The 23,935-nt window shown below is 62.1% G+C and carries 20 protein-coding genes and 1 riboswitch; of the genes, 6 read left to right on the top strand and 14 right to left on the bottom strand.

Going from position 1 to position 23,935, the window contains the following annotated elements:
* Positions 1–25: 25 nt before the first annotated feature.
* On the top strand, positions 26–1,057 hold the full coding sequence (gene rsgA / locus GDV60_RS03335; protein ID WP_029299566.1) for a small ribosomal subunit biogenesis GTPase RsgA: 1,032 nt from the start codon (positions 26–28) through the stop codon (positions 1,055–1,057).
* A gap of 149 nt (positions 1,058–1,206) precedes the next feature.
* Here rsgA and motB read toward each other — a convergent pair whose 3' ends face one another.
* Together motB and motA are read right to left on the bottom strand one after the other, a co-directional pair.
* Positions 1,207–2,229 carry a flagellar motor protein MotB gene (motB, locus tag GDV60_RS03330; protein ID WP_029299134.1) on the bottom strand — a complete coding sequence of 341 codons (1,023 nt, stop codon included), beginning with the start codon at positions 2,227–2,229 and terminating at the stop codon, positions 1,207–1,209.
* A gap of 3 nt (positions 2,230–2,232) precedes the next feature.
* Positions 2,233–3,084 (bottom strand): flagellar motor stator protein MotA, encoded by an 852-nt coding sequence (gene motA, locus GDV60_RS03325; RefSeq protein ID WP_029299136.1) that lies wholly within the window; start codon positions 3,082–3,084, stop codon positions 2,233–2,235.
* Positions 3,085–3,250: 166 nt separating this feature from the next.
* On the opposite strand from motA, the gene GDV60_RS03320 reads away from it, so the two are divergent.
* Genes GDV60_RS03320 through asd form a run of 3 tightly spaced genes read left to right on the top strand, consistent with a single transcriptional unit; the run spans position 3,251 to position 6,537 of the window.
* Positions 3,251–4,786: an HDOD domain-containing protein gene (locus tag GDV60_RS03320; RefSeq protein ID WP_029299137.1), complete on the top strand. Its 1,536-nt coding sequence runs from the start codon at positions 3,251–3,253 to the stop codon at positions 4,784–4,786.
* 58 nt (positions 4,787–4,844) lie between these two features.
* A complete protein-coding gene (locus tag GDV60_RS03315) occupies positions 4,845–5,660 on the top strand; it encodes a rhodanese-like domain-containing protein (RefSeq protein WP_070996439.1) in 816 nt (271 codons plus the stop codon).
* Positions 5,661–5,676: 16 nt separating this feature from the next.
* Positions 5,677–6,537 carry an archaetidylserine decarboxylase gene (asd, locus tag GDV60_RS03310; RefSeq protein ID WP_070996440.1) on the top strand — a complete coding sequence of 287 codons (861 nt, stop codon included), beginning with the start codon at positions 5,677–5,679 and terminating at the stop codon, positions 6,535–6,537.
* Between the two features lie 140 nt (positions 6,538–6,677).
* Here asd and serB read toward each other — a convergent pair whose 3' ends face one another.
* Positions 6,678–7,892: a phosphoserine phosphatase SerB gene (serB, locus tag GDV60_RS03305; RefSeq protein ID WP_092233037.1), complete on the bottom strand. Its 1,215-nt coding sequence runs from the start codon at positions 7,890–7,892 to the stop codon at positions 6,678–6,680.
* 133 nt (positions 7,893–8,025) lie between these two features.
* Between serB and GDV60_RS03300 the strand changes: the two genes are divergently transcribed.
* Positions 8,026–9,558 (top strand): AhpA/YtjB family protein, encoded by a 1,533-nt coding sequence (locus GDV60_RS03300; protein WP_029299144.1) that lies wholly within the window; start codon positions 8,026–8,028, stop codon positions 9,556–9,558.
* A 174-nt stretch (positions 9,559–9,732) separates the two neighbouring features.
* On the opposite strand, the gene GDV60_RS03295 is transcribed toward GDV60_RS03300, so the two are convergent.
* The 9 genes from GDV60_RS03295 to GDV60_RS03255 all read right to left on the bottom strand — a co-directional run bounded on the left by GDV60_RS03295 (position 9,733) and on the right by GDV60_RS03255 (position 19,409).
* A complete protein-coding gene (locus GDV60_RS03295; protein WP_029299146.1) occupies positions 9,733–10,440 on the bottom strand; it encodes a membrane integrity-associated transporter subunit PqiC in 708 nt (235 codons plus the stop codon).
* A 176-nt stretch (positions 10,441–10,616) separates the two neighbouring features.
* Positions 10,617–12,881 carry a DNA topoisomerase IV subunit A gene (gene parC, locus GDV60_RS03290; protein ID WP_057437367.1) on the bottom strand — a complete coding sequence of 755 codons (2,265 nt, stop codon included), beginning with the start codon at positions 12,879–12,881 and terminating at the stop codon, positions 10,617–10,619.
* A gap of 10 nt (positions 12,882–12,891) precedes the next feature.
* Entirely contained in the window at positions 12,892–13,413 is a 522-nt protein-coding gene (locus GDV60_RS03285) for a TIGR02281 family clan AA aspartic protease (protein ID WP_159906287.1), read from the bottom strand.
* The gene (locus GDV60_RS03280) at positions 13,410–14,405 is read right to left on the bottom strand and encodes an esterase-like activity of phytase family protein (protein ID WP_159906285.1); all 996 of its coding nucleotides are present in this window, start codon (positions 14,403–14,405) and stop codon (positions 13,410–13,412) included. Before GDV60_RS03280 ends, GDV60_RS03285 begins: the two co-directional genes overlap by 4 nt.
* Positions 14,405–16,309 carry a DNA topoisomerase IV subunit B gene (parE, locus tag GDV60_RS03275; protein WP_032862074.1) on the bottom strand — a complete coding sequence of 635 codons (1,905 nt, stop codon included), beginning with the start codon at positions 16,307–16,309 and terminating at the stop codon, positions 14,405–14,407. The genes GDV60_RS03280 and parE overlap by 1 nt, the downstream gene beginning before the upstream one ends.
* A 44-nt stretch (positions 16,310–16,353) precedes the next feature.
* Complete coding sequence (locus tag GDV60_RS03270; RefSeq protein WP_029299153.1) at positions 16,354–16,962, bottom strand: YqiA/YcfP family alpha/beta fold hydrolase; 609 nt, start codon at positions 16,960–16,962, stop codon at positions 16,354–16,356.
* Between the two features lie 476 nt (positions 16,963–17,438).
* Positions 17,439–18,254 carry a 3',5'-cyclic-AMP phosphodiesterase gene (gene cpdA / locus GDV60_RS03265; RefSeq protein ID WP_029299155.1) on the bottom strand — a complete coding sequence of 272 codons (816 nt, stop codon included), beginning with the start codon at positions 18,252–18,254 and terminating at the stop codon, positions 17,439–17,441.
* A gap of 97 nt (positions 18,255–18,351) precedes the next feature.
* On the bottom strand, positions 18,352–18,801 hold the full coding sequence (locus tag GDV60_RS03260; protein ID WP_029299156.1) for a DUF1249 domain-containing protein: 450 nt from the start codon (positions 18,799–18,801) through the stop codon (positions 18,352–18,354).
* On the bottom strand, positions 18,792–19,409 hold the full coding sequence (locus tag GDV60_RS03255) for an NUDIX domain-containing protein (RefSeq protein ID WP_029299158.1): 618 nt from the start codon (positions 19,407–19,409) through the stop codon (positions 18,792–18,794). Before GDV60_RS03255 ends, GDV60_RS03260 begins: the two co-directional genes overlap by 10 nt.
* Positions 19,410–19,611: 202 nt before the next feature.
* On the opposite strand from GDV60_RS03255, the gene GDV60_RS03250 reads away from it, so the two are divergent.
* Positions 19,612–20,358 (top strand): RsiV family protein, encoded by a 747-nt coding sequence (locus GDV60_RS03250; RefSeq protein ID WP_104911453.1) that lies wholly within the window; start codon positions 19,612–19,614, stop codon positions 20,356–20,358.
* Here GDV60_RS03250 and cytX read toward each other — a convergent pair.
* The gene (gene cytX, locus GDV60_RS03245) at positions 20,327–21,616 is read right to left on the bottom strand and encodes a putative hydroxymethylpyrimidine transporter CytX (protein ID WP_070996443.1); all 1,290 of its coding nucleotides are present in this window, start codon (positions 21,614–21,616) and stop codon (positions 20,327–20,329) included. The two genes, GDV60_RS03250 and cytX, sit on opposite strands and share 32 nt — an antisense overlap.
* A gap of 154 nt (positions 21,617–21,770) precedes the next feature.
* Entirely contained in the window at positions 21,771–23,660 is a 1,890-nt protein-coding gene (gene thiC, locus GDV60_RS03240) for a phosphomethylpyrimidine synthase ThiC (protein ID WP_159906283.1), read from the bottom strand.
* Between the two features lie 150 nt (positions 23,661–23,810).
* A riboswitch (TPP riboswitch) is annotated at positions 23,811–23,916 on the bottom strand.
* Positions 23,917–23,935 lie beyond the last annotated feature (19 nt).

Below are 23,935 nucleotides of genomic sequence, written 5' to 3'. Positions count from 1 at the left end.
TTTGCATTATCGACACGGAACACCAATGGCCAAACGCCAGCTCAACCGTCGCCAAAACTGGCGCATCGAAAAGATCCAGGGTGAACGCGCTGCCCGCGCCGCCAAACGTGAGTCCTCTGCCGTGGAAGCGCTGGAGGGCGGCGACCTGGGACCCGAGCAAACGGGCCTGGTAATCGCGCACTTTGGGGTACAGGTCGAAGTCGAGGCGCTGGAAGGCGAACTGGCGGGCCAGGTTTCCCGCTGCCACCTGCGCGCCAACCTGCCGGCGCTGGTAACCGGCGACAAAGTCGTCTGGCGTGCCGGCAACCAGGGCATCGGGGTGATCGTCGCGCAACTGCCGCGCACCACCGAACTGCGTCGCCCCGACAGCCGTGGCCAGCTCAAGCCGGTAGCGGCCAACGTCGACATGATTGTCATCGTCTTCGCCCCGCTGCCCGAGCCCCACGCCAACCTGATCGACCGCTACCTGGTGGCCGCCGAACACGCGGGTATCCGGCCCCTGCTGCTGCTGAACAAATTCGACTTGATCGACGAACAAAACGCGCCAGCGCTGAATGCGCTGCTCGCGGTTTATCGGCAGTTGGGTTACCCGGTACTGGAAGTCTCCGCGCACCATGGCAATGGCATGGAACAACTGCAACAGCAGTTGGACGGGCGCATCAGCGTGTTCGTCGGCCAGTCGGGCGTGGGCAAGTCGTCGCTGGTCAACAGCCTGCTACCGGAAGTCGAGACCCGCGTCGGCCCGCTGTCGGAACTGTCCGGCCAGGGCACGCACACCACCACCACCGCACGCCTGTTTCACTTCCCGGGCGGGGGCGAGTTGATCGACTCACCGGGCATCCGTGAATTCGGCCTGGGGCACGTCAGCCGCAGCGACGTGGAAGCCGGCTTTATCGAGTTCAACGACTTGATCGGCACCTGCCGCTTCCGCGACTGCAAGCATGACCGCGAGCCGGGTTGCGCCTTGCTCAAGGCGCTGGAAGATGGGCGCGTGCAGCAGCAGCGGATGAACAGCTATCGCTCGATCATCGCCAGCTTGCCAGAGAGCAGCTATTAAGTTGTAGGCACACGCATGTGTGGGAGCGGGCTTGTGTGGGAGCGGGCTTGCCCGCGAAAGCGGTGGGTCAGCCAACCTCAATGTTTACTGGGCCGACGTCTTCGCGAGCAAGCCCGCTCCCACACAAGCCCGCTCCCACACAAAGCGCATCAGCTCCCGGCCGGGGCTTCTCCGGGAGCCTTCACCCCACCCTCATCAAACAGATTGAGCTTCTGGCGCAACTCATGCGCTGGCAACGGCTGCTGCTCTGGCGGCAGCGCGTTCGGGTCAACCGGCACTTCGCCCGGCGCGCCATCGCCTTGGGTCGGCACTGGCGGTGTGGGTACCTGATCACCTTCAATCGCACGCTGGGCCTTTTTGGTCAGCACGACGATATCAATGCGCCGGTTGACCGGGTTGAACGGGTCCTGGACATCAAACAGCTGCGATGAAGCAAAACCCACCACGCGCGCTACCTGGGTATCCGGATAACTGCCGGCCACCAGGGCACGACGCGCAGCGTTGGCGCGGTTGGCAGACAGCTCCCAGTTGCCGAAATCACCCAGGCCCGAATAAGGCTTGGCATCGGTGTGGCCGCTGACGCTGATCTTGTTCGGCACTGCCTTGATGGTGTCGGCCATGGCCAGCAGGATGTCTTCGAAGTAAGGCTTCAAGCGCGCACTGCCAGAATCGAACATCGGGCGGTTAGCCGCATCCATGATCTGGATACGCAGGCCATCCGGGGTGATCTGGAAGTGGATCTGGTCCTTGAATTTTTGCAGTTGCGGGTTCTCATCCACCTTGTTCTGCAACTCTTGCAGCAACAATTCCAGGCGCTCCTGCTCGACCTGTTCGGCCATGCTTTCGACGGTCTGGCGTTCGATCGGGATGTTTTCCTGGGGCGCTTCGGTTTGCACTTCCGGGTTGATGGTGCGCTCGGGAGCCAACTCAGGCGAACCACCCAGGTCGATCACAAACGGCGTACCACTCTCGGAGAAGCCGATGGGATCCTTGAAATAACCGGCAATGGCGATCTTCTGTTCAGGGGTGGCAGTGGACATCAGCCACAGCACCAGGAAGAACGCCATCATCGCCGTCGCAAAGTCGGCGAACGCGATTTTCCAGGCGCCGCCGTGGTGCCCGGCCGCGAAGCGCTTGACGCGCTTGATGATGATTGGCTGGTTGTTTTCCATGGCTTAGCGACCGCGAACTGCTTGTTCCAGCTCGGCAAAGCTCGGACGGTGCTTCGGATACAACACCTTGCGCCCGAATTCCACGGCCAGGGACGGCGGCATGCCCGAAGCGGATGCCACCAGCGACGCCTTGATGGCTTCGTAGATATTGAGCTCTTCCTTGGCATCGTGGGCCAGGGAGGTGGCCAGCGGACCAAAGAAACCATAAGCGGCGAGAATACCAAAGAAGGTCCCCACCAACGCCGCACCAACGTGCATGCCGATCGCGGCCTGGTCGCCTTCGCCCAGGGACGCCATGGTCACCACGATACCCAGTACCGCCGCGACAATACCGAAGCCGGGCATGCCGTCGGCGATGCCGGTCACGGCGTGGGATGGGTGTTCGAGTTCTTCCTTGAGGCTGAACAGTTCCATGTCGAACAAGCCTTCCAGCTCGTGCGGGGCCATGTTGCCGGAGGACATGATGCGCAGGTAGTCGCAGATGTAGGCCGTCATGCGGTCGTCTTTGAGCACGGCCGGGTACTTGGCGAAGATCGGGCTCGCCGCGGCGTCCTCGATATCAGCTTCGATAGCCATCATGCCTTCACGGCGGCTCTTGTTGAGGATCTCGTAGACCAGGCCCAGCACTTCCAGGTAGAACGTGTGGGAAAAGCGCGAGCTGAACATACCCAGCGACTTTTTGACCACGTGCATGGTCATGTAGCCTGGGTTAGCCTGCAGGAAAGCGCCAAACGCCGCACCGCCGATGATCAGCACTTCGAAGGGCTGGATCAGCGCAGCAATTTTACCGTGGGACAGAACGTATCCGCCGAGCACGCTTGCGATGACGACGATGATGCCGATAATTTTAGCCATAGGGGATGAGTACTTGCGCCGTCGGGTTCATGGACATATTCGGAAGATCTAAAAACTCTTCTTCTACTTATCGGCAAAACTGCGCCAGACTATAGCCCGTTAAGGCGAAAAGCCAGTTCGGCCCGCTCCGGGCGTGTTGACCGCAAGTGATGATCGCGCCCCAATCATGGCAAACGAAACGACAGTCCCAACTACAAAACCCAACTCTCTGGCCGGCTGGATAAAGCGCCTGGACGAGATTCACCTGCCCGTCCCGCAAGCGAGCCACATGGCCGTGTGCAAGGCCATCGGCGACAGCCGCCGTTCGTTGCGAGATATTGCAGAGCTGATGCAAGACAGCCCGGCACTGGTCCTGAGCGTCATGCGCGAAGCCAATAACCAGGCCCACGGCAGCCTGGCGGAACCCGCAGAAAACCTTGAAGTGGCGATCAACCGCCTCGGCCTCAAGCGCACCGAAGAATTGCTCGCACGCCTGCCGTCAGTGCCACTCAATGAAATCCCCGTGGCCCTGCGCCAACTGCAACTGATCAGCCAACATGCCTCGCAGCAAGCCAGCGGCCTGTTCGCCAGCCGCCTGGCGCGCCTTTGGCAGGATATCCATTGGGGCAGCCTGCTGTTTCTCTCGCCGCTGTGGCCGATGGCCGTGGCCTACCCCAAGCTCCTCGAAGAATGGGAACTGCGGGTGATCCACAAGGGCCAGTCGGCACGCAAGGTCGAGCAGGAGCTGTTTGGTGTGCGCCTGCTGGAGCTGTGCCTGGGGCTGACCGAGGCCTGGCGCTTGCCGATCTGGGTGTCTCAGGGCTACCAACTGCTGCTCAAGGAACAACGTTTGCTGGTCAAGGCCCTGCACATCGCCCGCGATGAAGTGCCGCTGAGCCAGCAGCAAAAACTCGATGACGATCCCGCGTTGCGCCGCTGGCTGAACCAGCCGGCCAACACCGTGCTCCTGGCCAATGGCATGGCACTGGCGGCGCAAGAGTCCTGGACCTGCCCGCACACCCAGCGCTGGCAGTACCTCACGGCGTTGTACCTGCAACAACCGCTGGCCGATGTGCAGCAGCAAGTGCACCAACAGGCCGCCATCAGTGCCCGCCATACCCTGACCCCAGGCCTCTGGCATCCAGCGCTGGCGCTGATCTGGCCATGGCATGTGCAGCGCGTGCATCGCGGCCTGCTGCCAGCACCACCGCCCACAGCCGAAGCCCTGGCGATCTGGCGCAAGCGGTGCAGCGAGTTGCTGGTAGAGCCGAGCCGCTTCGCCAACGCCATGCACTTGACCACCTGCGCCAAGGAGGCCCTGGTGGCCAGCGGCATGCAGCGCGTCATGCTGCTGATGGCCGACAAGGCCCTGACCATGTTGCGCGTGCATCAGGTCGACGGCCTGCCCAAGGACGCCGCCAATCTGAGCCTTGAGACCGCACAAAGCACGCTGCTGCAACGCTTGCTGGAGAAATCTGCACAAGTGCGCCTGACCCCGGACAATCACGCACAATTCGCGGCGCTGCTGCCTGCCTCCGTGCGCCGCCTGTTCGTGGGCGAGCACCTGCTGTTGCGCTCCCTGAGCTGTAACGGCCGGGTGGTGATGTTGATGATTGCCGACCAGGGCGGCGGGCCGTTCTCCGAAACCACCGTGCAGGCCTTCGGCAAAACCGCCCAATGCATCGAGAAAGCCCTGCACTGCTTTACCAACCGCACCACCTGATGCTTGCGATACAATCGCCCTCTTTTATCGCCCAAACCTAGTGCCCGGGAGACCTCACATGCCTGACTTTTCTGGCTTGCCGCTGGTGATCGAGCCCAGCGATCTGCTGGGTCGCCTCGCCGCCGAGCAGTTGATTCTGGTGGACCTCACCAGCGCCGCCCGTTATGCCCAAGGGCATATCCCCGGCGCGCACTTCGTTGATCCCAAGCGCACCCAACTGGGCCAGCCACCCGCGCCGGGGCTGTTGCCGGCCAAGGCCGACCTGGAAAAGCTGTTCGGCGAACTGGGCCACACCCCGGACGCCACCTACGTGGTGTACGACGACGAGGGCGGCGGCTGGGCCGGGCGGTTCATCTGGTTGCTCGACGTGATCGGCCACAAGAAGTATCACTACCTCGATGGCGGCCTGCTGGCGTGGCTGGATGAACAGCATCCGGTGTCCACCGAGGCCGTTGCCGCCGTCGCCGGGCCGGTCAGCCTGACCCTGCACGACGAGCCCACCGCCACCCGCGAGTACCTGCAAAGCCGCCTCGGCGCTGCCGACCTGGGGATCTGGGATGCACGCGGGCCGCTGGAGTACTCGGGGGAGAAAGTCCTTGCGGCCAAGGGCGGGCATATTCCCGGCGCAGTGAACTTCGAATGGACTGCGGGCATGGACACGGCGCGCAACCTGCGAATCCGCCGCGACATGCCGCAGATCCTCGAAAGCCTGGGCCTGACCAAAGACAAAGAAATCATCACCCACTGCCAGACTCACCACCGTTCTGGCTTCACCTACCTGGTGGCCAAGGCGCTCGGTTATCCGCGAGTCAAAGGTTATGCCGGTTCCTGGGGCGAATGGGGCAACCACCCCGACACCCCCGTCGAGATTTAAGGTTTAAGGACAGTTCATGAAAAAGCGTTTGTTTATCCTCAGCCAGTACCTGCTGCCCCATCACCTGCTGTCGCGCCTGGCCGGCTGCATTGCCGAGTGCCGCGTGCGCTGGTTCAAGAATGCCTTCACCACCTGGTTCGCCAAACGTTACCAAGTCGACATGTCCCAGGCCCTGGTGGAGGACGTGACCGCCTACGAGCACTTCAACGCCTTCTTCACCCGCGCCCTGAAAGATGGCGCGCGCCCATTGGACCCGACCCCGGGCGCGGTGTTGAGCCCGGCAGACGGCGCAGTCAGCCAACTCGGCCCGATTGAACACGGGCGCGTGTTCCAGGCCAAGGGCCACAGTTTCAGCGTGCTGGAATTGCTCGGTGGCGACGCGGCCGTTGCTGCGCCCTTCATGGGCGGTGACTTTGCCACCATCTACCTGTCGCCGAAGGACTACCACCGCGTGCACATGCCATTGGCCGGCACCCTGCGGGAAATGGTCTACGTGCCTGGGCGGATTTTCTCGGTCAACCAGACCACCGCCGAAAACGTGCCGGAGTTGTTTGCGCGTAACGAGCGAGTTGTCTGCCTGTTCGATACCGAACGCGGCCCGATGGCCGTGGTATTGGTGGGCGCGATGATTGTGGCGTCGATCGAGACCGTATGGGCTGGGTTGGTAACACCACCCAAGCGCGAGTTGAAAACCTTCCGTTACGACGAAGCCGCCCGTGCGCCGATCCACCTGGAAAAAGGTGCGGAACTGGGGCGCTTCAAGCTTGGCTCCACGGCGATCGTGCTGTTTGGCCCGGACCAGGTGCAGTGGGCACAAGAGCTGGCGGCAGGCACGCCGGTGCAGATGGGCCAGGGTATCGCGCTGCCAAAGGCCTGATCCCCCAGCAGATTTGAAGCTGCAACCCAATCAATGTGGGAGCTGGCTTGCCTGCGATGACGATGGTAAATCCAACACCGCTATCGCAGGCAAGCCAGCTCCCACATTTTCGATCCCATTCCTACAAGGGGATCGGGTGCTTATAGTTGGCCGTCGCGGTCGCGAAAGCCCAACAGATACAGCACACCGTCCAACCCCAACGTCGAAATCGCCTGCTTGGCCGACTGCTTGACCAACGGCTTGGCACGGAACGCGACGCCCAACCCAGCGATAGCCAGCATCGGCAAGTCGTTGGCACCGTCGCCGACCGCAATGGTCTGCTCCAGACGCAAACCTTCCTTGTGCGCCAACTCCCGTAGCAGATCAGCCTTGCGCTGCGCGTCGACAATCGGCTCGACCGCCACGCCCGTCACCTTGCCATCCACCACTTCCAGCTCGTTGGCGAACACATAGTCGATGCCCAGCTTGGCCTGCAATTGCTTGGCGAAGTAGGTAAAGCCACCCGACAGAATCGCTGTCTTGTAGCCCAGGCGCTTGAGCTCGGCGAACAGAGTCTCGGCACCTTCGGTCAAGCGCAGCGAGGCGCCGATGGAATCCAGCACGCTGACGTCCAGGCCCTTGAGCAGCGCCAGGCGCTCCTTGAAGCTGGCGCGAAAGTCCAACTCACCCGCCATCGCGCGCTCGGTGATCGCAGAAACTTGCTCGCCAACGCCCGCCGCCTTGGCCAACTCGTCGATGACTTCGGCTTCGATCAGGGTCGAGTCCATGTCGAATACCGCCAGGCGGCGATTGCGCCGGAACAGCGAGTCTTCCTGGAAGGCGATGTCGACGTTCAACTCTTGGGCGACGCTGAGGAACTCGGCGCGCAAGGCCTGCGGATCGGCCGGCTCGCCACGTACAGAAAACTCGATACAGCCCTTGCCCTGGTCCGCCGGCATATCCAGCGGCATGCGGCCCGACAGACGGTCGATATGATCGATGTTCAGACCATATTGCGCGGTGATCGAACTGACCCGCTGCAATTGCTCAGCGGTCACCCGGCGCGTCAACAGCGTGACGATATGGCGTTTTTTACCCTGGCCAGCGACCCAATGCTGGTAATCCTCCTCGGAGACCGGGGTGAAACGTACCTGCTGATCCAGCTTATAGGCCGTAAACAGGATGTCCTTGAGCACGGACGAGGCTTGCTCAGTGCTCGGGATCTCGACCAGGATGCCGAACGACAGGGTGTCGTGGATCACGGCCTGGCCGATATCGAGAATGGTCACACCACCCTGGGCGAGGACACCAGTAATGGCTGCGGTAAGACCCGGACGGTCCTCACCTGTGATGTTAATCAGGACAATTTCGCGCAAAGCGCACCCCCGGGCTGGAAAAAAACCGCATTCTACCCACTTTCAGTGACCATCGGGCACAGCCAGCGCTTTGCCGGTCTTGGGCCTGTCGCTATACTGCGCGTCAACTTCACGGACCAAGAGCCGAGCGCAAGTGAACCGGCCCACGCCAGTAAAAACCGATAACTTCTTCCTGCTGATCTTCCGGGCACTGCGCCACCGCCGTGTACCGATCGCATTACGCATCGCCAGCCATAACGTGATCCTGGTCGCCTTGGCCCTGGTGATCTATGCGTGCGTGATGGGTTTGCAGTTCAAACAGGCCATGCACGAGCAAGCCGACGCCCTGGGCGAGAGCTTGACGACCCAGACCGCCACCTCGGCGACTGAGTTGCTGGTGTCCAACGACATCCTCAGCCTCAACGTGCTGCTCAACAACCTGACCAAGAACCCGCTGGTGGCCCACGCGGCCATCTACAGCGTGGACAACCGGATCATGGCCGAAGCCGGGCAACGCCCGAAGAACGGCCTGCTGGGTGAAGCCGAAGGCCTGTACCAGAGCAATATCACGTTTCAGGATGTGAAAGCCGGCCAACTGCGCATCAGCCTGGACATGCAACAGTTCCAGCAGCCGATGACCATCAGCCTGCAAAGCATGGGCATCCTCAGCGCGATCCTGCTGGCCTTGGCCCTGGCCTTGAGCCTGCGCCTGGGCCGGCATATCTCCACGCCCCTGATGCAGTTGCGCATCTGGCTGCGCGATATCGACGAGCACACCCCGGCCACTGACCGCCAGGATGAAATCGGCGACCTTGCCCGCCAGTTGCACACCAGCTTCGCTCCAGAGCCGGTGGTACAGGAGGTCGAGCCTGAACCGGAGTTTGACGACGCCGATTACGACGACGAACCCGAGTTTGAAGTGCGCAACCTGCGTGACCCGAGCTTCGACGAGTCGGCGCCGGTGGCCGGCCTCAAGCCAGTACCGCGCACAGTCATCAAGGCCGACGAAGACAGCCTGGACGATGACGACCCGTTTGCCGACCTGCGCGACGACTCAACGCCTGCAACGTTACCGACCCCGACACCTGCCGTCTCCCAGAACACCCAGCCGCAACACAGCGCCGTACTGGCCGTGCAACTGGGCGCCCAGGATCAACTGCGCCGCCTGCCCCGTGCACGCCTGACCGAACTGCTGGAACGCTACCGCGACTGCCTCGACCAGGCTGCCTCGCTGTACCAGAGCGAGCTGCACACCCTGAACGACGGCAGCACCTTGATGCTGTTCCACAGCGAAGACAGCGGCGAAGACTACCTGACCAATGCCATCTGCTGCGGCGAGCTGCTGCGGGCCCTGGGCCATGCGTTGCAAATTGAAGTCGCTGACAGCGGCATCACCCTGCAACTGCAACTGGGCCTGACCCTGGGCGACGACCTGTATGGCATGAGCCAGATCGACCTGCTGCTGACCGAAAACGCCCAGGACGCCCTGGCCTTGTCGCAACACAGCCGCAACCTGCTGCTGGTGGAGCGCAAGATCAGCGACGACGCGCTGATCCGCCAACGCGCGCGCATCCGCCCGATTGCCAGCCCGGAAGGCGCGTGCTGTGTAGAGCGGTTGATGGAGCCTTATCCGTCGATGCTGGAGCGCCAGTTGGCGCGGATGCATGAGACCCGCAACAAGGGGTGAATCCTCCCCCAACAAAAAGCCCACCCATGATCACTCATGGGTGGGCTTTTTATTGGCTCTGTGTAGGAGCGAGCTTGCTCGCGAAGATCGTCAACGTTAACGCGCTTATCCTGAATGAGCGCGTTGCCCTTGAGTTTTTCGCGAGCAAGCTCGCTCCTACAGGGGGCTGTTACCTCAGAAGCGGAACACTTCCATGTCGGTGCGAATCGGCGAAGCCATTGGGATCTTCGGCTTTTCCGGGGCTGCCGGCTTGGCGGGTGCCGGGGCCTGTTTGCGCGGGGCTTCGGCAATCGGTGGCTGGTTGGCCAATGGCTTGAGGGCTACCGACAGCTGTTCTGCCAAACGCTGCAACAACACGCCTTGGGCCTGGACCTGGGAGGCCGTGCTGCCAGCATGCTGTTCCTGCAGATGCACGATGCGGTTGTCCCGCACCTGGCCGCGGCGGTCGATCAGGCGCCATTGCGCGTCAAGGATGGCCGGCTGCGACGCCCCGGAATCCAGGCGCGTGATGGTCAGCAAGACCTGCACATCGGGCGAGAAGCTGGTGGGCGCCGGCGACAGCACCACACGCTGGCTGTCCAGGTGGCCAGCCACCTGGCGCAGCATCAACTGGTTGATATCCGACGACAGGCTACCGGCCCAACGGCCGTCGATGGAGCCTTGCAGGCTGCCATCGTCCTGGCGTTGCAGCAGGGTTTCACGTTGCAGGTAATCGGCAACCACGACCGGCCCGAGCAACACCGCCATGCCAGCACTTTGCGCTGGTTGCGCAGGATTTCCGCTATCCAGCTGGTACAGCGACACCGGCTGGTGCGTGGTGCAGCCCGCCAACCCCAAAAGGCCAGCGAGCATCAAAAATAAAGGAAGGCGTGGAGCAGTCATCATCCCATCCAGGTGGCTGCCACAAGGCAAACCACAATGTAATACTAAAAATAACCTATACGCGCTCAGCCACGCCGGCGCTGGAAAGGCCATATCATCCGTGAATATGCGCCATGACTCCAGCGCGAAAGCGCCGATCTACGCGTTAAATCGTAGATCGGGCGCTCTATATCGCTTTAAGCGGGCGTTTCTACCAGCAATGCATCTACCCGCTGGAAGCCACGGGGCAATTTATTCCCACGGCGTCCACGTTCGCCCTTGTAGTGCTCCAGGTCGTCGGGACGCAGGGACAACGTGCGCTTGCCGGCCTGCAGCACCAGGGTCGAGCCTTCCGGGATCACTGCGATGTCGGTCACGTACTCTTCGCGACTGGCCACCCGCTCCCCTGGGATACCAATGATCTTGTTGCCCTTGCCCTTGCCCAACTGCGGCAGGTCGCTGATCTTGAACACCAGCAAGCGCCCTTCGGTGGTCACCGATGCCAGCCAATTGCCTTCGCGGTCCTCGACCGGACGCGGCAAGATCACCTTGGCGTTGTTCGGCAGGCTCAACAGGGCCTTGCCTGCCTTGTTCTTGGCCTGCAAGTCCTCGCCCTTGACCACGAAACCGTAGCCCGCGTCGGAGGCGATGACGTACAGCGAGTCATCATCAGGCAGCAATACACATTCAAAACTTGCCCCTGGCGGTGGCGCCAGGCGACCGGTCAAGGGTTCGCCCTGGCCTCGTGCAGACGGCAGGGTATGAGCCGGCACCGAATAACTGCGCCCGGTGGAGTCGATAAACACCGCAAACTGGTTGGAGCGCCCGGCCGCAGCAGTCTTGAATCCATCACCGGCCTTGTACGACAGGCCAGTGGCGTCAATATCATGCCCCTTGGCGGAGCGAACCCAACCCTTTTCCGACAGAACGACGGTAATTTTCTCGTTGGGCAACAGCTCGGTTTCAGTCAGGGCCTTGGCCTCGGCGCGCTCGACAATCGGCGAGCGGCGGTCGTCACCATAGGTTTCTGCATCTTTGATCAATTCGCTGCGCACCAGCTTCTTGAGCTTGGCTTCGCTACCCAGCAGCGCTTGCAGCTTGGCTTGCTCCTTGAGCAAGGCGTCCTGCTCGTCGCGCAACTTCATCTCTTCCAGGCGCGCCAACTGACGCAAACGGGTATCGAGGATGTAGTCGGCCTGGATCTCGCTCAGCTCGAAACGCGCGATCAGCTCGGCTTTCGGGTGCTCGGCGGTACGGATGATATGGATCACTTCATCCAGGTTGAGGTAAGCGATCAGCAAACCGTCCAACAGGTGCAGGCGACGCTCGACCTTGTCCAACCGGAACTGCAAGCGGCGGCGTACGGTATTGACCCGGAACTCCAGCCACTCCACCAGCAGGTTGCGCAGGTTTTTCAGTTGCGGCTTGCCGTCCAGGCCAATGATGTTGACGTTGACCCGGTAACTGGATTCCAGCTCGGTGCTGGCAAACAGGTGCTGCATCAGCACTTCATGATCGACCCGGCTGTTGGTCGGAATGATCACGATGCGGCACGGGTTTTCGTGGTCGGATTCGTCACGCAGGTCAGCGACTTGCGGCAGCTTCGACGGCTTGGCCTGCATCAGCGCGGCAATCTGTTCCAGCACTTTGGCGCCGGAGACCTGGTGCGGCAAGGCGGTGACGATGATGTCGCCATCTTCGATGTGGTACACGGCACGCATACGCACCGAGCCCTTGCCGGTCTCGTACATTTTCAGCAGGTCGGCGCGCGGCGTGATGATTTCCGCTTCGGTCGGGTAATCCGGGCCCTGGATATGCTCGCACAGCTGCTCGACCGTGGCCTTGGGCTCATCGAGCAGACGCACGCAGGCGGTGGCGACTTCGCGCAGGTTATGCGGCGGTACGTCGGTGGCCATGCCCACGGCGATACCGGTGGTGCCGTTGAGCAGGATATTGGGCAGGCGCGCCGGCAAGACCAGCGGCTCGTCGAGGGTGCCGTCGAAGTTCGGGCCCCAGTCTGCCGTGCCCTGGCCCAGCTCGCTGAGCAGTACTTCGGAGTAGCGCGACAGCCGCGCCTCGGTGTAACGCATGGCGGCGAAGGACTTGGGATCGTCCGGCGCACCCCAGTTGCCCTGGCCATCGACCAGGGTGTAGCGGTAGCTGAACGGCTGGGCCATCAGCACCATGGCTTCGTAGCACGCCGAGTCGCCGTGGGGGTGGAACTTGCCGAGCACGTCACCGACGGTACGCGCCGACTTCTTGTGCTTGGAGTCCGCGTCCAGGCCCAACTCACTCATGGCGTAGATAATGCGCCGCTGTACCGGCTTCAAGCCGTCGCCGATATGCGGCAAGGCACGGTCCATGATCACGTACATGGAGTAGTTGAGGTAGGCATTTTCGGTGAAGTCAGCCAGCGACCGGCGTTCTACGCCGTCTAAGCTGTCTGCAAGGATGTCACTCATGCGGGCCTCATCATTGTCTGGTCTGGCGCAGCAGCATGGTGCCGCCGCGCTGGGTAAATTCAAGTTGTTTCAATGCGCTCATGCCCAACAGCACTTGCTCGCCACCCAGGCCCGGCGCCACCAGGGCGCGTACGTCCTGCAGGACGATATCGCCCAGTTGCAGGCGCTCGAGGTGGGTGCGATAGCCCTGGCTGCGACCGTTGGCGGTGCTCAAGGTCACCGGCAAACCGCGCTTGAGCCCCAGGCGTTCGGCCAACTCGGCCGGTACCGCCACGTCGGTGGCGCCGGTATCGAGCATGAATTCCACCGGCTGGCCGTTGATCTGGCCAGTGGCGACAAAATGACCCTGGCCGTTGCCGACCAGTTTCACTTCTATATAACCCGCGTGTTGCTGCGAGGTGACCACGGCGTTGGGGTTTTCCTGACGCGCTTCCCATTGCCCAAAAAACCGTGTTGCCAGAAACAGCCCGGCGCCCCACGCCACGAACATCAATATGCGTCCGGCGCGCTTGCCAGGCGGCTGCGTACTCATGGCTGGGCACTCCAACCACCGGCCGGAGCAGCAAAACGATAGACCATCGGGCGTTTTTCACCGTCGGCCCGGGTGCCGAAGTTATTGTCGATGCCAATCCAGGCTCCGTCGGCGTCAATCAGCAAGGCTTCTGCCAGGCCGTAGCTCTGGGCGTAACGTCGATTGGGCTGCAGCGCCTCGTCGGCGTACGACCAGCACAACTCGACCTTGGCCGTCACGCGGTCGCGCCGGCAGACCTGGAACGCATTGCGCTCCAAGGTAAACAACTTGCCATTGAACAGCGCCAGGTCGGCAAAGTCCTTGGACACCGCCTTGGCGCCCGGAAACTGCGCCGGCTGCATTTCCTGGCCGGCTTCACTCAACAGTACGCAGGGGCCGTCGCAATCCCAAACGCTCTGCCCCCGCTTGATCGAAATCAGCCCGCGCCGCTCACGCTCGGCCGCCAGCCAGATCTGATTGCCCTCGGGGTTGACCGCCAAGCCTTCAAACAAGGCATTGAAGTGCAGCAGCAGGCCACTGGCCCGCGCCTCGCGAACCATTCCAGGGGCAATCTTCAGCCATTCCGGATCGCCGCTTGCCGGCACTTGCAGCACCGCCGCGTGGGCTTCGCTGACGATATAGCGATTACCCGCGGCATCACAGCTGATGCCTTCAAAATCCAGGTCGCCACCACGAATCACCGACGCCGCCGTGGTGCGCGCGCGCAAGCCCCAGGGCAGACCCGACTCAGGCACCGGCGGCACGTCGATCTTTACCGTCTCGGCCTGCCAGGTCTCGGCGCGGGTATCGAGGCGGTAGATCTGGTCGTCGTCGCGGTCAGAGACCGTCCACAACTCCTTGCCACACAAGGCCAGGCCCGACAGGTTACCGCCGCGCATGCCGTCTACCGGGTGTTCGGACAGCAGCTTGAGCTCGGCCGCAGGCTGGGCCACGACCTGGGTCGCTGCCAACCCGCTCAACAACAGTATCGCCAGGGCGAAACCGCTGCGCATCAGCCCAATACCTCGGCCAGGTTGCCCTTGGACTCCAGCCAGGCCTTGCGGTCGCCGGCGCGCTTCTTGGCCAGCAACATGTCCATCATTTCCGAGGTCGCGGCGTAGTCTTCCAGGGTCAACTGCACCAGGCGCCGGGTGTTCGGGTCCATTGTGGTTTCCCGCAGTTGCGGTGGGTTCATTTCACCCAGGCCCTTGAATCGAGTGACTTGCGGCTTGCCACGCTTCTTCTCGGCCACCAGGCGATCGAGGATGCCGTCGCGCTCGGCTTCGTCCAGGGCGTAGTAGATTTCTTTGCCCAGGTCGATACGGTACAGCGGCGGCATCGCCACGTAGACGTGCCCGGCATCCACCAGCGGGCGGAAATGCTGGACGAACAGGGCGCAGAGCAAGGTAGCAATGTGCAAGCCGTCGGAGTCGGCGTCGGCGAGGATGCAGATCTTGCCGTAGCGCAACTGGCTCATGTCCTCGGCGCCGGGATCCACGCCAATGGCCACGGCGATGTTGTGCACTTCCTGGCTGGCGAGCACTTCGCTGCCGTCGACTTCCCAGGTATTGAGGATCTTGCCGCGCAGCGGCAGGATCGCCTGGAACTCCTTGTCCCGTGCCTGCTTGGCCGAACCGCCGGCGGAATCACCTTCCACCAGGAACAGCTCGGAGCGCATCGGGTCCTGCCCGGCGCAGTCCGCCAGCTTGCCGGGCAATGCCGGGCCCTGGGTGATGCGCTTGCGCTCAACCTTTTTGCTGGCCTTGAGGCGACGCCCGGCGTTGTTGATCGCCAGCTCGGCCAGGGCCAGGCCCAGTTCCGGATGCTCGTTGAGCCACAGGCTGAAAGCATCCTTGACCACACCCGAGACAAACGCCGCCGCCTCACGGGACGACAGGCGCTCCTTGGTCTGGCCGGAGAATTGCGGCTCCTGCATTTTCATCGACAGAACGAAGGCGATGCGCTCCCAGACGTCTTCCGGCGCCAGCTTCACGCCGCGCGGCAACAGGCTGCGGTACTCGCAGAATTCGCGCATGGCATCCAGCAGGCCCTGGCGCAGACCGTTGACGTGAGTACCGCCCTGGGCTGTGGGGATCAGGTTGACGTAGCTTTCCTGCACACTGTCGCCACCTTCGGGCAACCACAGCAAGGCCCAGTCCACGGCCTCCTTGTTACCGGCCAGGCTGCCGCAGAAGGGTTCGTTGGGCAGGCGCTCGAAGTCGCTGACCGAGTCTTCCAGATAGGAGCGCAGGCCGTCTTCGTAGTGCCACTCGACCTTTTCGCCGGTGCCTTTGTCTTCAAAACTGACCAGCAGGCCCGGGCACAACACGGCCTTGGCCTTGAGTACGTGCTTGAGGCGGCTGATGGAGAATTTCGGGGAATCGAAGTATTTCGGATCCGGCGCGAAGTACACGCTGGTCCCGGTATTGCGCTTGCCGACAGTGCCGACGACTTCCAGCTCGGTGGCCTTGTAGCCATCGGCGAAGGTCATCTGGTATTCGTTGCCGTCGCGCTTGACCTTGACCCGCACTTGCGTGGACAGGGCGTTGACCACGGAAATACCCACACCGTGCAAGCCGCCGGAGAATTGGTAGTTCTTGTTGGAAAACTTGCCGCCGGCGTGGAGCTTGGTGAGGATCAGCTCGACACCCGACACGCCCTCTTCGGGGTGGATATCCACCGGCATGCCGCGCCCGTCGTCGGACACTTCCAGGGAATGGTCGGCGTGCAGAATGACCTGGACCGACTTGGCGTGCCCGGCCAAGGCTTCGTCGACGCTGTTGTCGATGACTTCCTGGGCAAGGTGGTTCGGCCGACTGGTGTCGGTGTACATGCCGGGGCGTTTGCGCACCGGGTCGAGGCCCGAGAGGACTTCGATGGCGTCGGCGTTATAAGAGCTAGCGCTGGGAGTGGCCATGGGGTCTCGTCGTGAGTCGTTCGATTAAAAAGTAACCTGCGGTTTCACAATGCGGTGAAATCGAAGGATTGGTACTGATCTGCGCCAATGCCGGCAAAACTCAACAGGGCCGGTAACTGTCGGCCAAAGCCCTGGTAACCGTGGTCGCCGCCAGCCTGGATACGCAAGGCACAGGCCCGGTAATACTGCTCGGCGAGACGATAATCCAGTGTTTCGTCCCCGGTCTGCAACCACACCTGATAGCGCTGGGCATCCTGGGGTGCTGCAACCTCAAGCTCAGCCAGGGCCGCGACGTGATCGTGGGTCAATTCCCAGGTCTCATCGGTGTAAAGGTTCTTCTGGGTGCCCAGGTAACCGTCGAACATGCGATGGGGGCTGACCGCCGGGTTGACCAGCAGGGCCTTGAGGCCATGGCGTTCGGCAAGATGGGTTGCATAGTAGCCGCCGAGTGAGCTGCCGACCAGCAGCGGCCGCCCCAGCTCGCCGATCGCCTGCTCCAACTGGGCAATCGCCTGGCGTGGATGGTGATGCAGGGCCGGCACCCGCAGTTGGTCGGCCAGCCCGAGACTGTCCATCACGCCCATCAGGTAGCTGGCCTTGGTCGAGGCCGGCGCGCTGTTGAAACCGTGGATATACAAGATCGAAGCGGACATGCCGGGCTCTCCGTGCGTTATCGGCCAAAGGGGCGCAGTTTACAGGGAATGACGCGGTGTGAGCAGGGTTACTGCCGAACGCGGCCTGCGGACCAGTGTGGGAGCTGGCTTGCCTGCGATAGCGGTATATCCGTCATGGATGGGTTGGCTGACACTCCCCTATCGCGGCATAGGCATCTACACAACTTTCAGAAACTGACGATCTTCCATGTGGCGAGCGGGCTTGTCGGAACGCCGCATCGCCCGCGCTGGGCTGCGAAGCAGCCCTAAACCCGCCTATCGCGATTTATCTGAAGAAACGCTGCGGGCTTATTGGGGCTGCTTCGCAGCCCAGCGCGGGCGATGCGGCGTTCCGACAAGCCCGCTCGCCACAACAGCCCTATCTGCCTGGGGTTATGCGATGCGGCAAAGTTGTGTAGAAACCTATGCCTATCGCGGGCAAGCCCGCTCCTACATTTTGATGTGTGTTTGCAGGTTTAGTAGCCGTTGCTGCCGTAATCCACGGTAAAGGTGAAACCTTCGACCCGTTCTACCCCAGTTTCCAGCCGCCCGTCCGGGTGCAGACGCAGCCAACGATAGCCAGGCGCCTGTTCGCTGACCTTGAAATCCTCACTGCCGGGGGCGAACTGGATGCAGGTGGACGGCGACGCCAGCAAGCGCACGCCATTACGCTGGCGGTCGATCTCCTGGTGCACATGCCCCCACAACACCGCCCGCACCTGGGGAAAACGGTCGAGCACGGCAAACAGCGCCTCGGGGTTGCGCAAACCGATGGGCTCCATCCAGGCACAGCCGATGGGCACGGGGTGATGATGGAAGCACACCAGATGATGGCGACCCGGCGCTTCACTCAAGGCTTGCGCCAGCAATTGCAGTTGCGGCTCGGCCAGATAGCCCGGTACCGAACCCGGCACGGCGGAGTCCAGCAAGGTAATGCGCCAGTTGCCCACATCCACCACCGACTCCAGCAACGCGCTGCCCATGGTCGCCTGGGCCATGACCTGCGGCTCATCGTGATTGCCCGGAATCCAGCGCGCCGGGGCGCCAATCTGCTGGCTCAGGTCGCGAAACAGCTGGTAGGACTCAAGCGTACCGTCCTGGGACAAGTCGCCGGTGGCCAGCAGCAAATCAATCTGCGGTTGCCGGGCCCGCACCAGCTCGATCACCCGTTGCAGGCTGTCGCGGGTATTCATGCCCAGCAGCGTGCCGTCGGCCTCGGCAAACAGGTGGCTGTCAGACAGTTGCACCAGCAACGCCGGCGCATCGGGGTTCACGGTGGATACGCTCGGCAAGGCGTTCTCCCAGGGCAATCACATAAATGGACAATGGGTGCAATTATGCTGGGGCAGGACACAAAGAGGAAAGCCGTCAAACGCACGCCGTCGAACGCTATCGGACGACTTCAAACTCATGGCCCAGGGCCAGGCAATGACTCAACCATTCACCGAGGAACACATTGAGCTGTGCTTTCTCATCGGGCTGGTGCATGAACATATTGGGGTAAGGATAGATGCTGCGAAAGCGCCGTGCATGTTCGGCGCTGACCACTTCGGCCATTCGCGCATCGTGATACACCTGCACTTCCAGCTGCGGCACCGGCAGCCACGGCAGGCTGTGCTCCTGGCGCACGCGCAGGGTGCTGGTGTACGGGCAAGTGAGGATGACTTCCAGGGTCAGCACGCCGAGCATCTGGTCACCGTGGGTCACGGCGATCCGTCGTGCTTCGGGCGTATGGCGCATGTCCGGCAACAGGCGCATCAGCCGCGCATAGTTGGCCTCGCAAGCGGCTTGCAAGCCGATCAGGTCGACCCGGTAGCGTTCCCGTGCCTTTACTGCCATAACCCCCTCACTTCCGCGCGATTAAGCGCAAGCCATTGCAGGGCGATAATGCTGGCTGCGTTGGAAATTTTACCGTCGCGTACCGCTTGCAGGGCATCTTCAAAGGCCCACACGGTAACGCGGATATCTTCTGCTTCTTCGGCCAGGCCATGGATACCGCCAGCACCGCTACTGTCGCAACGTCCCAAAAACAGGTGGACGAATTCGGTGCTGCCCCCCGGCGACGGGAAATACTTGGTGATCGGCCATAGCGCAGAGAAGGTCAGCCCAGCTTCCTCCTCGGCTTCGCGGTGCGCAACCTCCTCCGGTTGCTCGTCTTTGTCGATCAGACCGGCAACCATCTCCACCAACCATGGATTGTCGGTGCGGCCCATGGCGCCAACCCGGAACTGCTCGATCAACACCACTTCATCGCGTTGCGCATCGTAGGGCAGGACACAGACGGCATCGTGGCGGACAAAAATCTCGCGGTTGATCACCGGGCTCATGCCGCCGTCGAACAGCTCGTGGCGCAGCTGTACACGATCAAGCTTGTAGAAGCCCTGGTAGGCATTGTCGCGCTGAACCACTTCAAATCTGTTCGGCGTCGATTTCGCACTGTCGGTCATATCAACCCTCGTTTATTGCGGTGTGTGTCTCGGCATCGCGCCATCCTACAGCGCCCGCGCCCGTCGGTGCAGCCCCTTTCCTGTTGCCGGGACAGGCGGCGGCGGTCAAACTCACTGTAATCAGCTTAGTGGCGAACTGACTGGGATGCCGACAGTCGAAGCCCCATATCTTTCGCTCTTCTCCGCTTTATGAAGGACGCCCATGTCGCTGTTAAAAGTCGCCTCCGTGGCCTGTATTGCCTTGACGCTCGGCGCTTGCCAGAGCCTGTTCCAACCCAGCTACCGCGCGCCGCTGGAAGCCACCCGCGATGCATCCGAAGTGGTGCAACCGGGCTGCACCACTGCCGATTGCCCACTGGTGAACATCGATACGGTGCATTTCGCCAACGAGCCCAAGCTCGACGCCTTGATCGAGCAACGCCTGCTGGAAATGACCCGCACCACCCCCGGCGCGCCACTGCCGGCGTCGCTGAACGCCTATCGGGAAAAATTCCTGCGCGAGTCCGGCCCACGCAACAGCATGTACTTGCAGGCCAAGGTACGGGAGCAGCATGACGGCTTGGTGATCATCGAACTGTCCAGCTACCTGGACACCGGCGGCGCCCATGGCGAACCTGGCCGCGGCTTCATCAACTACTCACGCCAACAGCAAAAAAACCTGACCCTGGCGGACATGCTGCGCCCTGGCAAGGAAGACGCGTTCTGGAAAGCCGCCCAGGTAGCCCACAACAGTTGGCTGATCAGCACCCGCCTGAGCCTGGAGCCGGAGTACGTGAAAAGCTGGCCCTTCCAGAAAACCCCGAACGTGGCGCTGACCTACGGCGCGGTGGTGCTCAAATACCCTACGACCACCATTGCGCCCTACGCCATGGGCCACGTCGAGTTGCAGATTCCTTACGCGCGCCTCGACGGCATCATCAAGCCGGAGCTGGTGCCCGTACGCCCCTGAAGGCCCGCCCGAGGATAAATTGCAGCAGCCCTGCCAGCGCCAGTGCCGGTAGGGTCGCGCCAATATCCGGGTACAGATTGGCCAACAGATGATAGGTGCTGATACCGCCCAGCCAGGCCAGCAGCGCCGGCCAGCGCAGGCTTGCAGGCAGCGCCTGGCCACGTCGGCGCAGGATGAAGTGGTCTACCAGCACCACGCCAAACAGCGGCGCGAATACCGAGCCGATCAACAGCAGGAAATTCTGATACTGGGCCAAGGGCGCGAAGCAGGCGATCAGCGTGCAAACAAGCCCGATCGCCAGTGCCAGGTGTTCGACTTTCACCCGTAGCAACATGCCGCTGGATACCGCCGCGGAGTGGATATCGGCGAAGGCGTTTTCTGATTCATCCAGCAGAATCAGCAACAGCGGAATCCCCAGGCCAGCCCCGGCCAACGCCAGCAGCAGCGCGTTGACTTCACCACTGGGCGCAAACGCCAGGGTGTAAGCCACGCCCAGGCTCATCAGCCAGAAATTGCCGATAAAAAAGCCCAGGGCCGTGCCGCCAAACACTCGGGTTGCGCGTTTGCCGAAGCGTGAGTAGTCGGCAATCAGCGGCAACCAGGACAACGGCATGGCAATGGCGATATCAAACCCGACGGCAAACGGCAGCGAACCATCGCCCGCCTGGGCCCACAACGCGGCCAGGTCGGCCTTGGCGAACAGGTTCCAGGTCAGCCACAGGCAGGCCGCCAGCAGCAGCCAGATCCCCCACTTGCGCAGGATCTTTCGCACGAAGGTCAGCGGGCCACTGACCGCCAGCAAGGTGGCGAGGCCGCCGAAGAACAGCGTCCAGAGCAACGGGCTGGCCCATAGACTGCCTTCGTTGAAGGCACGGGTGCCCAGCAGGCTGGCGGCATCGCGCATGACGATGATTTCGAACGAGCCCCAGCCAATCAGTTGCAGCAGGTTCAACAGCGCCGGCAGGCTAGCGCCTTTGGCGCCCAGGCTGAGCTTGAGGGCGGCCATGGACGATAGGCCGGTGTCACTGCCAATCACCCCGACGGCGGCCAACAGCAGCACGCCTACCAGGGTGCCGAGGAAAATCGCCAGCAACGAGCCCGACAGACCCAAGCCAGGCGCCAGCAACGCGCCGGTCTGCAGGACCATCAGACCGATGCCGAGGGAGAACCACAGGGAAAACAGATCGCGGGCGCCAAAAACTCGCTTGTCTATGGGGACGGCAATGTCGGGAGAGTAGGTACTCGGTTGAATGCTCAAGGGTGGAATCTCTGAGGAGTATCTGTTGTTTGAGAGATTGCTTTCGCGAGCAAGCCCGCTCCCACACTCGATCGAGTTCCACCTCTGGAATGCGGTCGAGTGTGGGAGCGGGCTTGCTCGCGATGAGGCCCTTACAGGCGCCCGCGATCTCGGATCAGACCTTTTTGTAGAGCTGGCTGCCTTCCTGCTTGAACCGCTGCGCCTGCTCGGCCAAGCCCTTGGCCACATCCACATCCACCGCCTCGATGCGCTGGTTGGCCGCGTACTCACGCACTTCCTGGGTGATCTTCATCGAGCAGAATTTCGGCCCGCACATCGAGCAGAAATGCGCGACCTTGGCCGAATCCTTGGGCAGGGTTTCGTCGTGATAGGAGCGCGCGGTGTCCGGGTCCAGGCCGAGGTTGAACTGGTCTTCCCAGCGGAACTCGAACCGCGCCTTGCTCAAGGCGTTGTCACGGATCTGCGCGCCTGGATGGCCCTTGGCCAAATCCGCGGCGTGGGCCGCAATCTTGTAGGTGATGATGCCGGTCTTCACATCATCCTTGTTCGGCAGGCCCAGGTGTTCCTTGGGCGTGACGTAGCAGAGCATCGCGCAACCGAACCAGCCGATCATCGCCGCGCCGATGCCTGAGGTGATGTGGTCGTAGCCCGGTGCAATGTCAGTGGTCAGCGGGCCGAGGGTGTAGAACGGCGCCTCGTCACAGCACTCCAGTTGCTTGTCCATGTTCTCCTTGATCAACTGCATCGGCACATGGCCCGGGCCTTCGATCATGGTTTGTACGTCGTGCTTCCAGGCGATCTTGGTCAGTTCGCCAAGGGTTTCCAGCTCGCCGAACTGCGCGGCGTCGTTGGCGTCGGCAATCGACCCCGGGCGCAGGCCATCGCCGAGGGAGAAGCTGACGTCGTAGGCCTTCATGATTTCGCAGATTTCATCGAAATGCGTGTAGGTGAAGTTCTCTTTGTGATGCGCCAGGCACCACTTGGCCATGATCGAGCCGCCACGGGACACGATGCCGGTGACGCGCTTGGCGGTCAGCGGTACATAGCGCAGCAACACGCCAGCGTGGATGGTGAAGTAATCGACGCCCTGCTCGGCCTGTTCGATCAGGGTGTCGCGGAACAGCTCCCAGGTCAGGTCTTCGGCTGCGCCGCCGACTTTTTCCAGGGCCTGGTAGATCGGTACGGTACCGATCGGCACCGGCGAGTTGCGGATGATCCACTCGCGGGTTTCGTGGATGTGCTTGCCGGTGGACAGGTCCATCACGGTGTCAGAACCCCAGCGAATGCCCCAGGTCAGTTTCGCCACTTCTTCTTCGATGGACGAGCCCAGGGCGCTGTTGCCGATGTTGCCGTTGATCTTCACCAGGAAGTTACGGCCGATGATCATCGGTTCCAGTTCGGTGTGGTTGATGTTGGCCGGGATGATGGCGCGGCCACGGGCGATTTCTTCGCGCACAAATTCGGGGGTGATGATTTTCGGCACGCTGGCGCCGAAGCTGTGGCCGGCGTGTTGCTGGGTCAGCAGGCCGGCCGCGCGGGCTTCTTCAAGCTTCATGTTTTCGCGGATGGCGACGTATTCCATCTCGGCGGTAATGATGCCCTGGCGCGCGTAGTGCATTTGCGTGACGTTGGCCCCGGCCTTGGCGCGGCGTGGGTTCTTCACATGGGCAAAACGCAGGGCGGTCAGCTCGGCATCGCTCAGGCGCTGCTGGCCGAAGTGCGAACTCAGGCCGGACAGGCGCTCGGTGTCGCCACGGGATTCGATCCACGGCGAGCGCACATCGCCCAGGCCTTTGCGCACGTCAATAATCACGTTGGGGTCGGTGTACGGGCCGGAGGTGTCGTAGACCACCACGGGCGCATTGATCTCGCCGCCGAAGTCGGTGGGAGTCACGTCGAGGCTGATTTCGCGCATCGGTACGCGGATGTCCGGGCGGGTGCCCTGCACATAGACTTTTTGCGAGCGGGTAAACGGCTGCACGGATCCCGAGTCAACCTTGGCCGACTCACTCAAATGCACGGTGTTTTTTAGTTTTGTACTCATCACGGGCTCTCCAGACACATCCAGGCAGTGGATTTTTGTCGGAGCGAACCTGTGACGGACGGACGCACTGGAATCAGTGCTGTGCTTGGTACACGAGGGCTGTTCGATGGTCGAACAACATCCCGGACGAAGCACAAGAGGACTCGCCGGGTGACGAGAAATCTTGTTCCCTACGCAGGCGCTAACCTGATCAGGTTCAACGGGATCCGGTATTTACCGATCTCAGCCTCATAGCAAGGCACCCCGACAAGAACGCGGCCAGTCTAGACCATGGA

This window comes from Pseudomonas sp. DTU12.1, assembly GCF_009873475.1.
GTDB lineage: Bacteria > Pseudomonadota > Gammaproteobacteria > Pseudomonadales > Pseudomonadaceae > Aquipseudomonas > Aquipseudomonas proteolytica.
The sequence above is the reverse complement of the archived record's forward strand: the minus strand, read 5'-3'. Positions and strand labels throughout refer to the sequence as shown.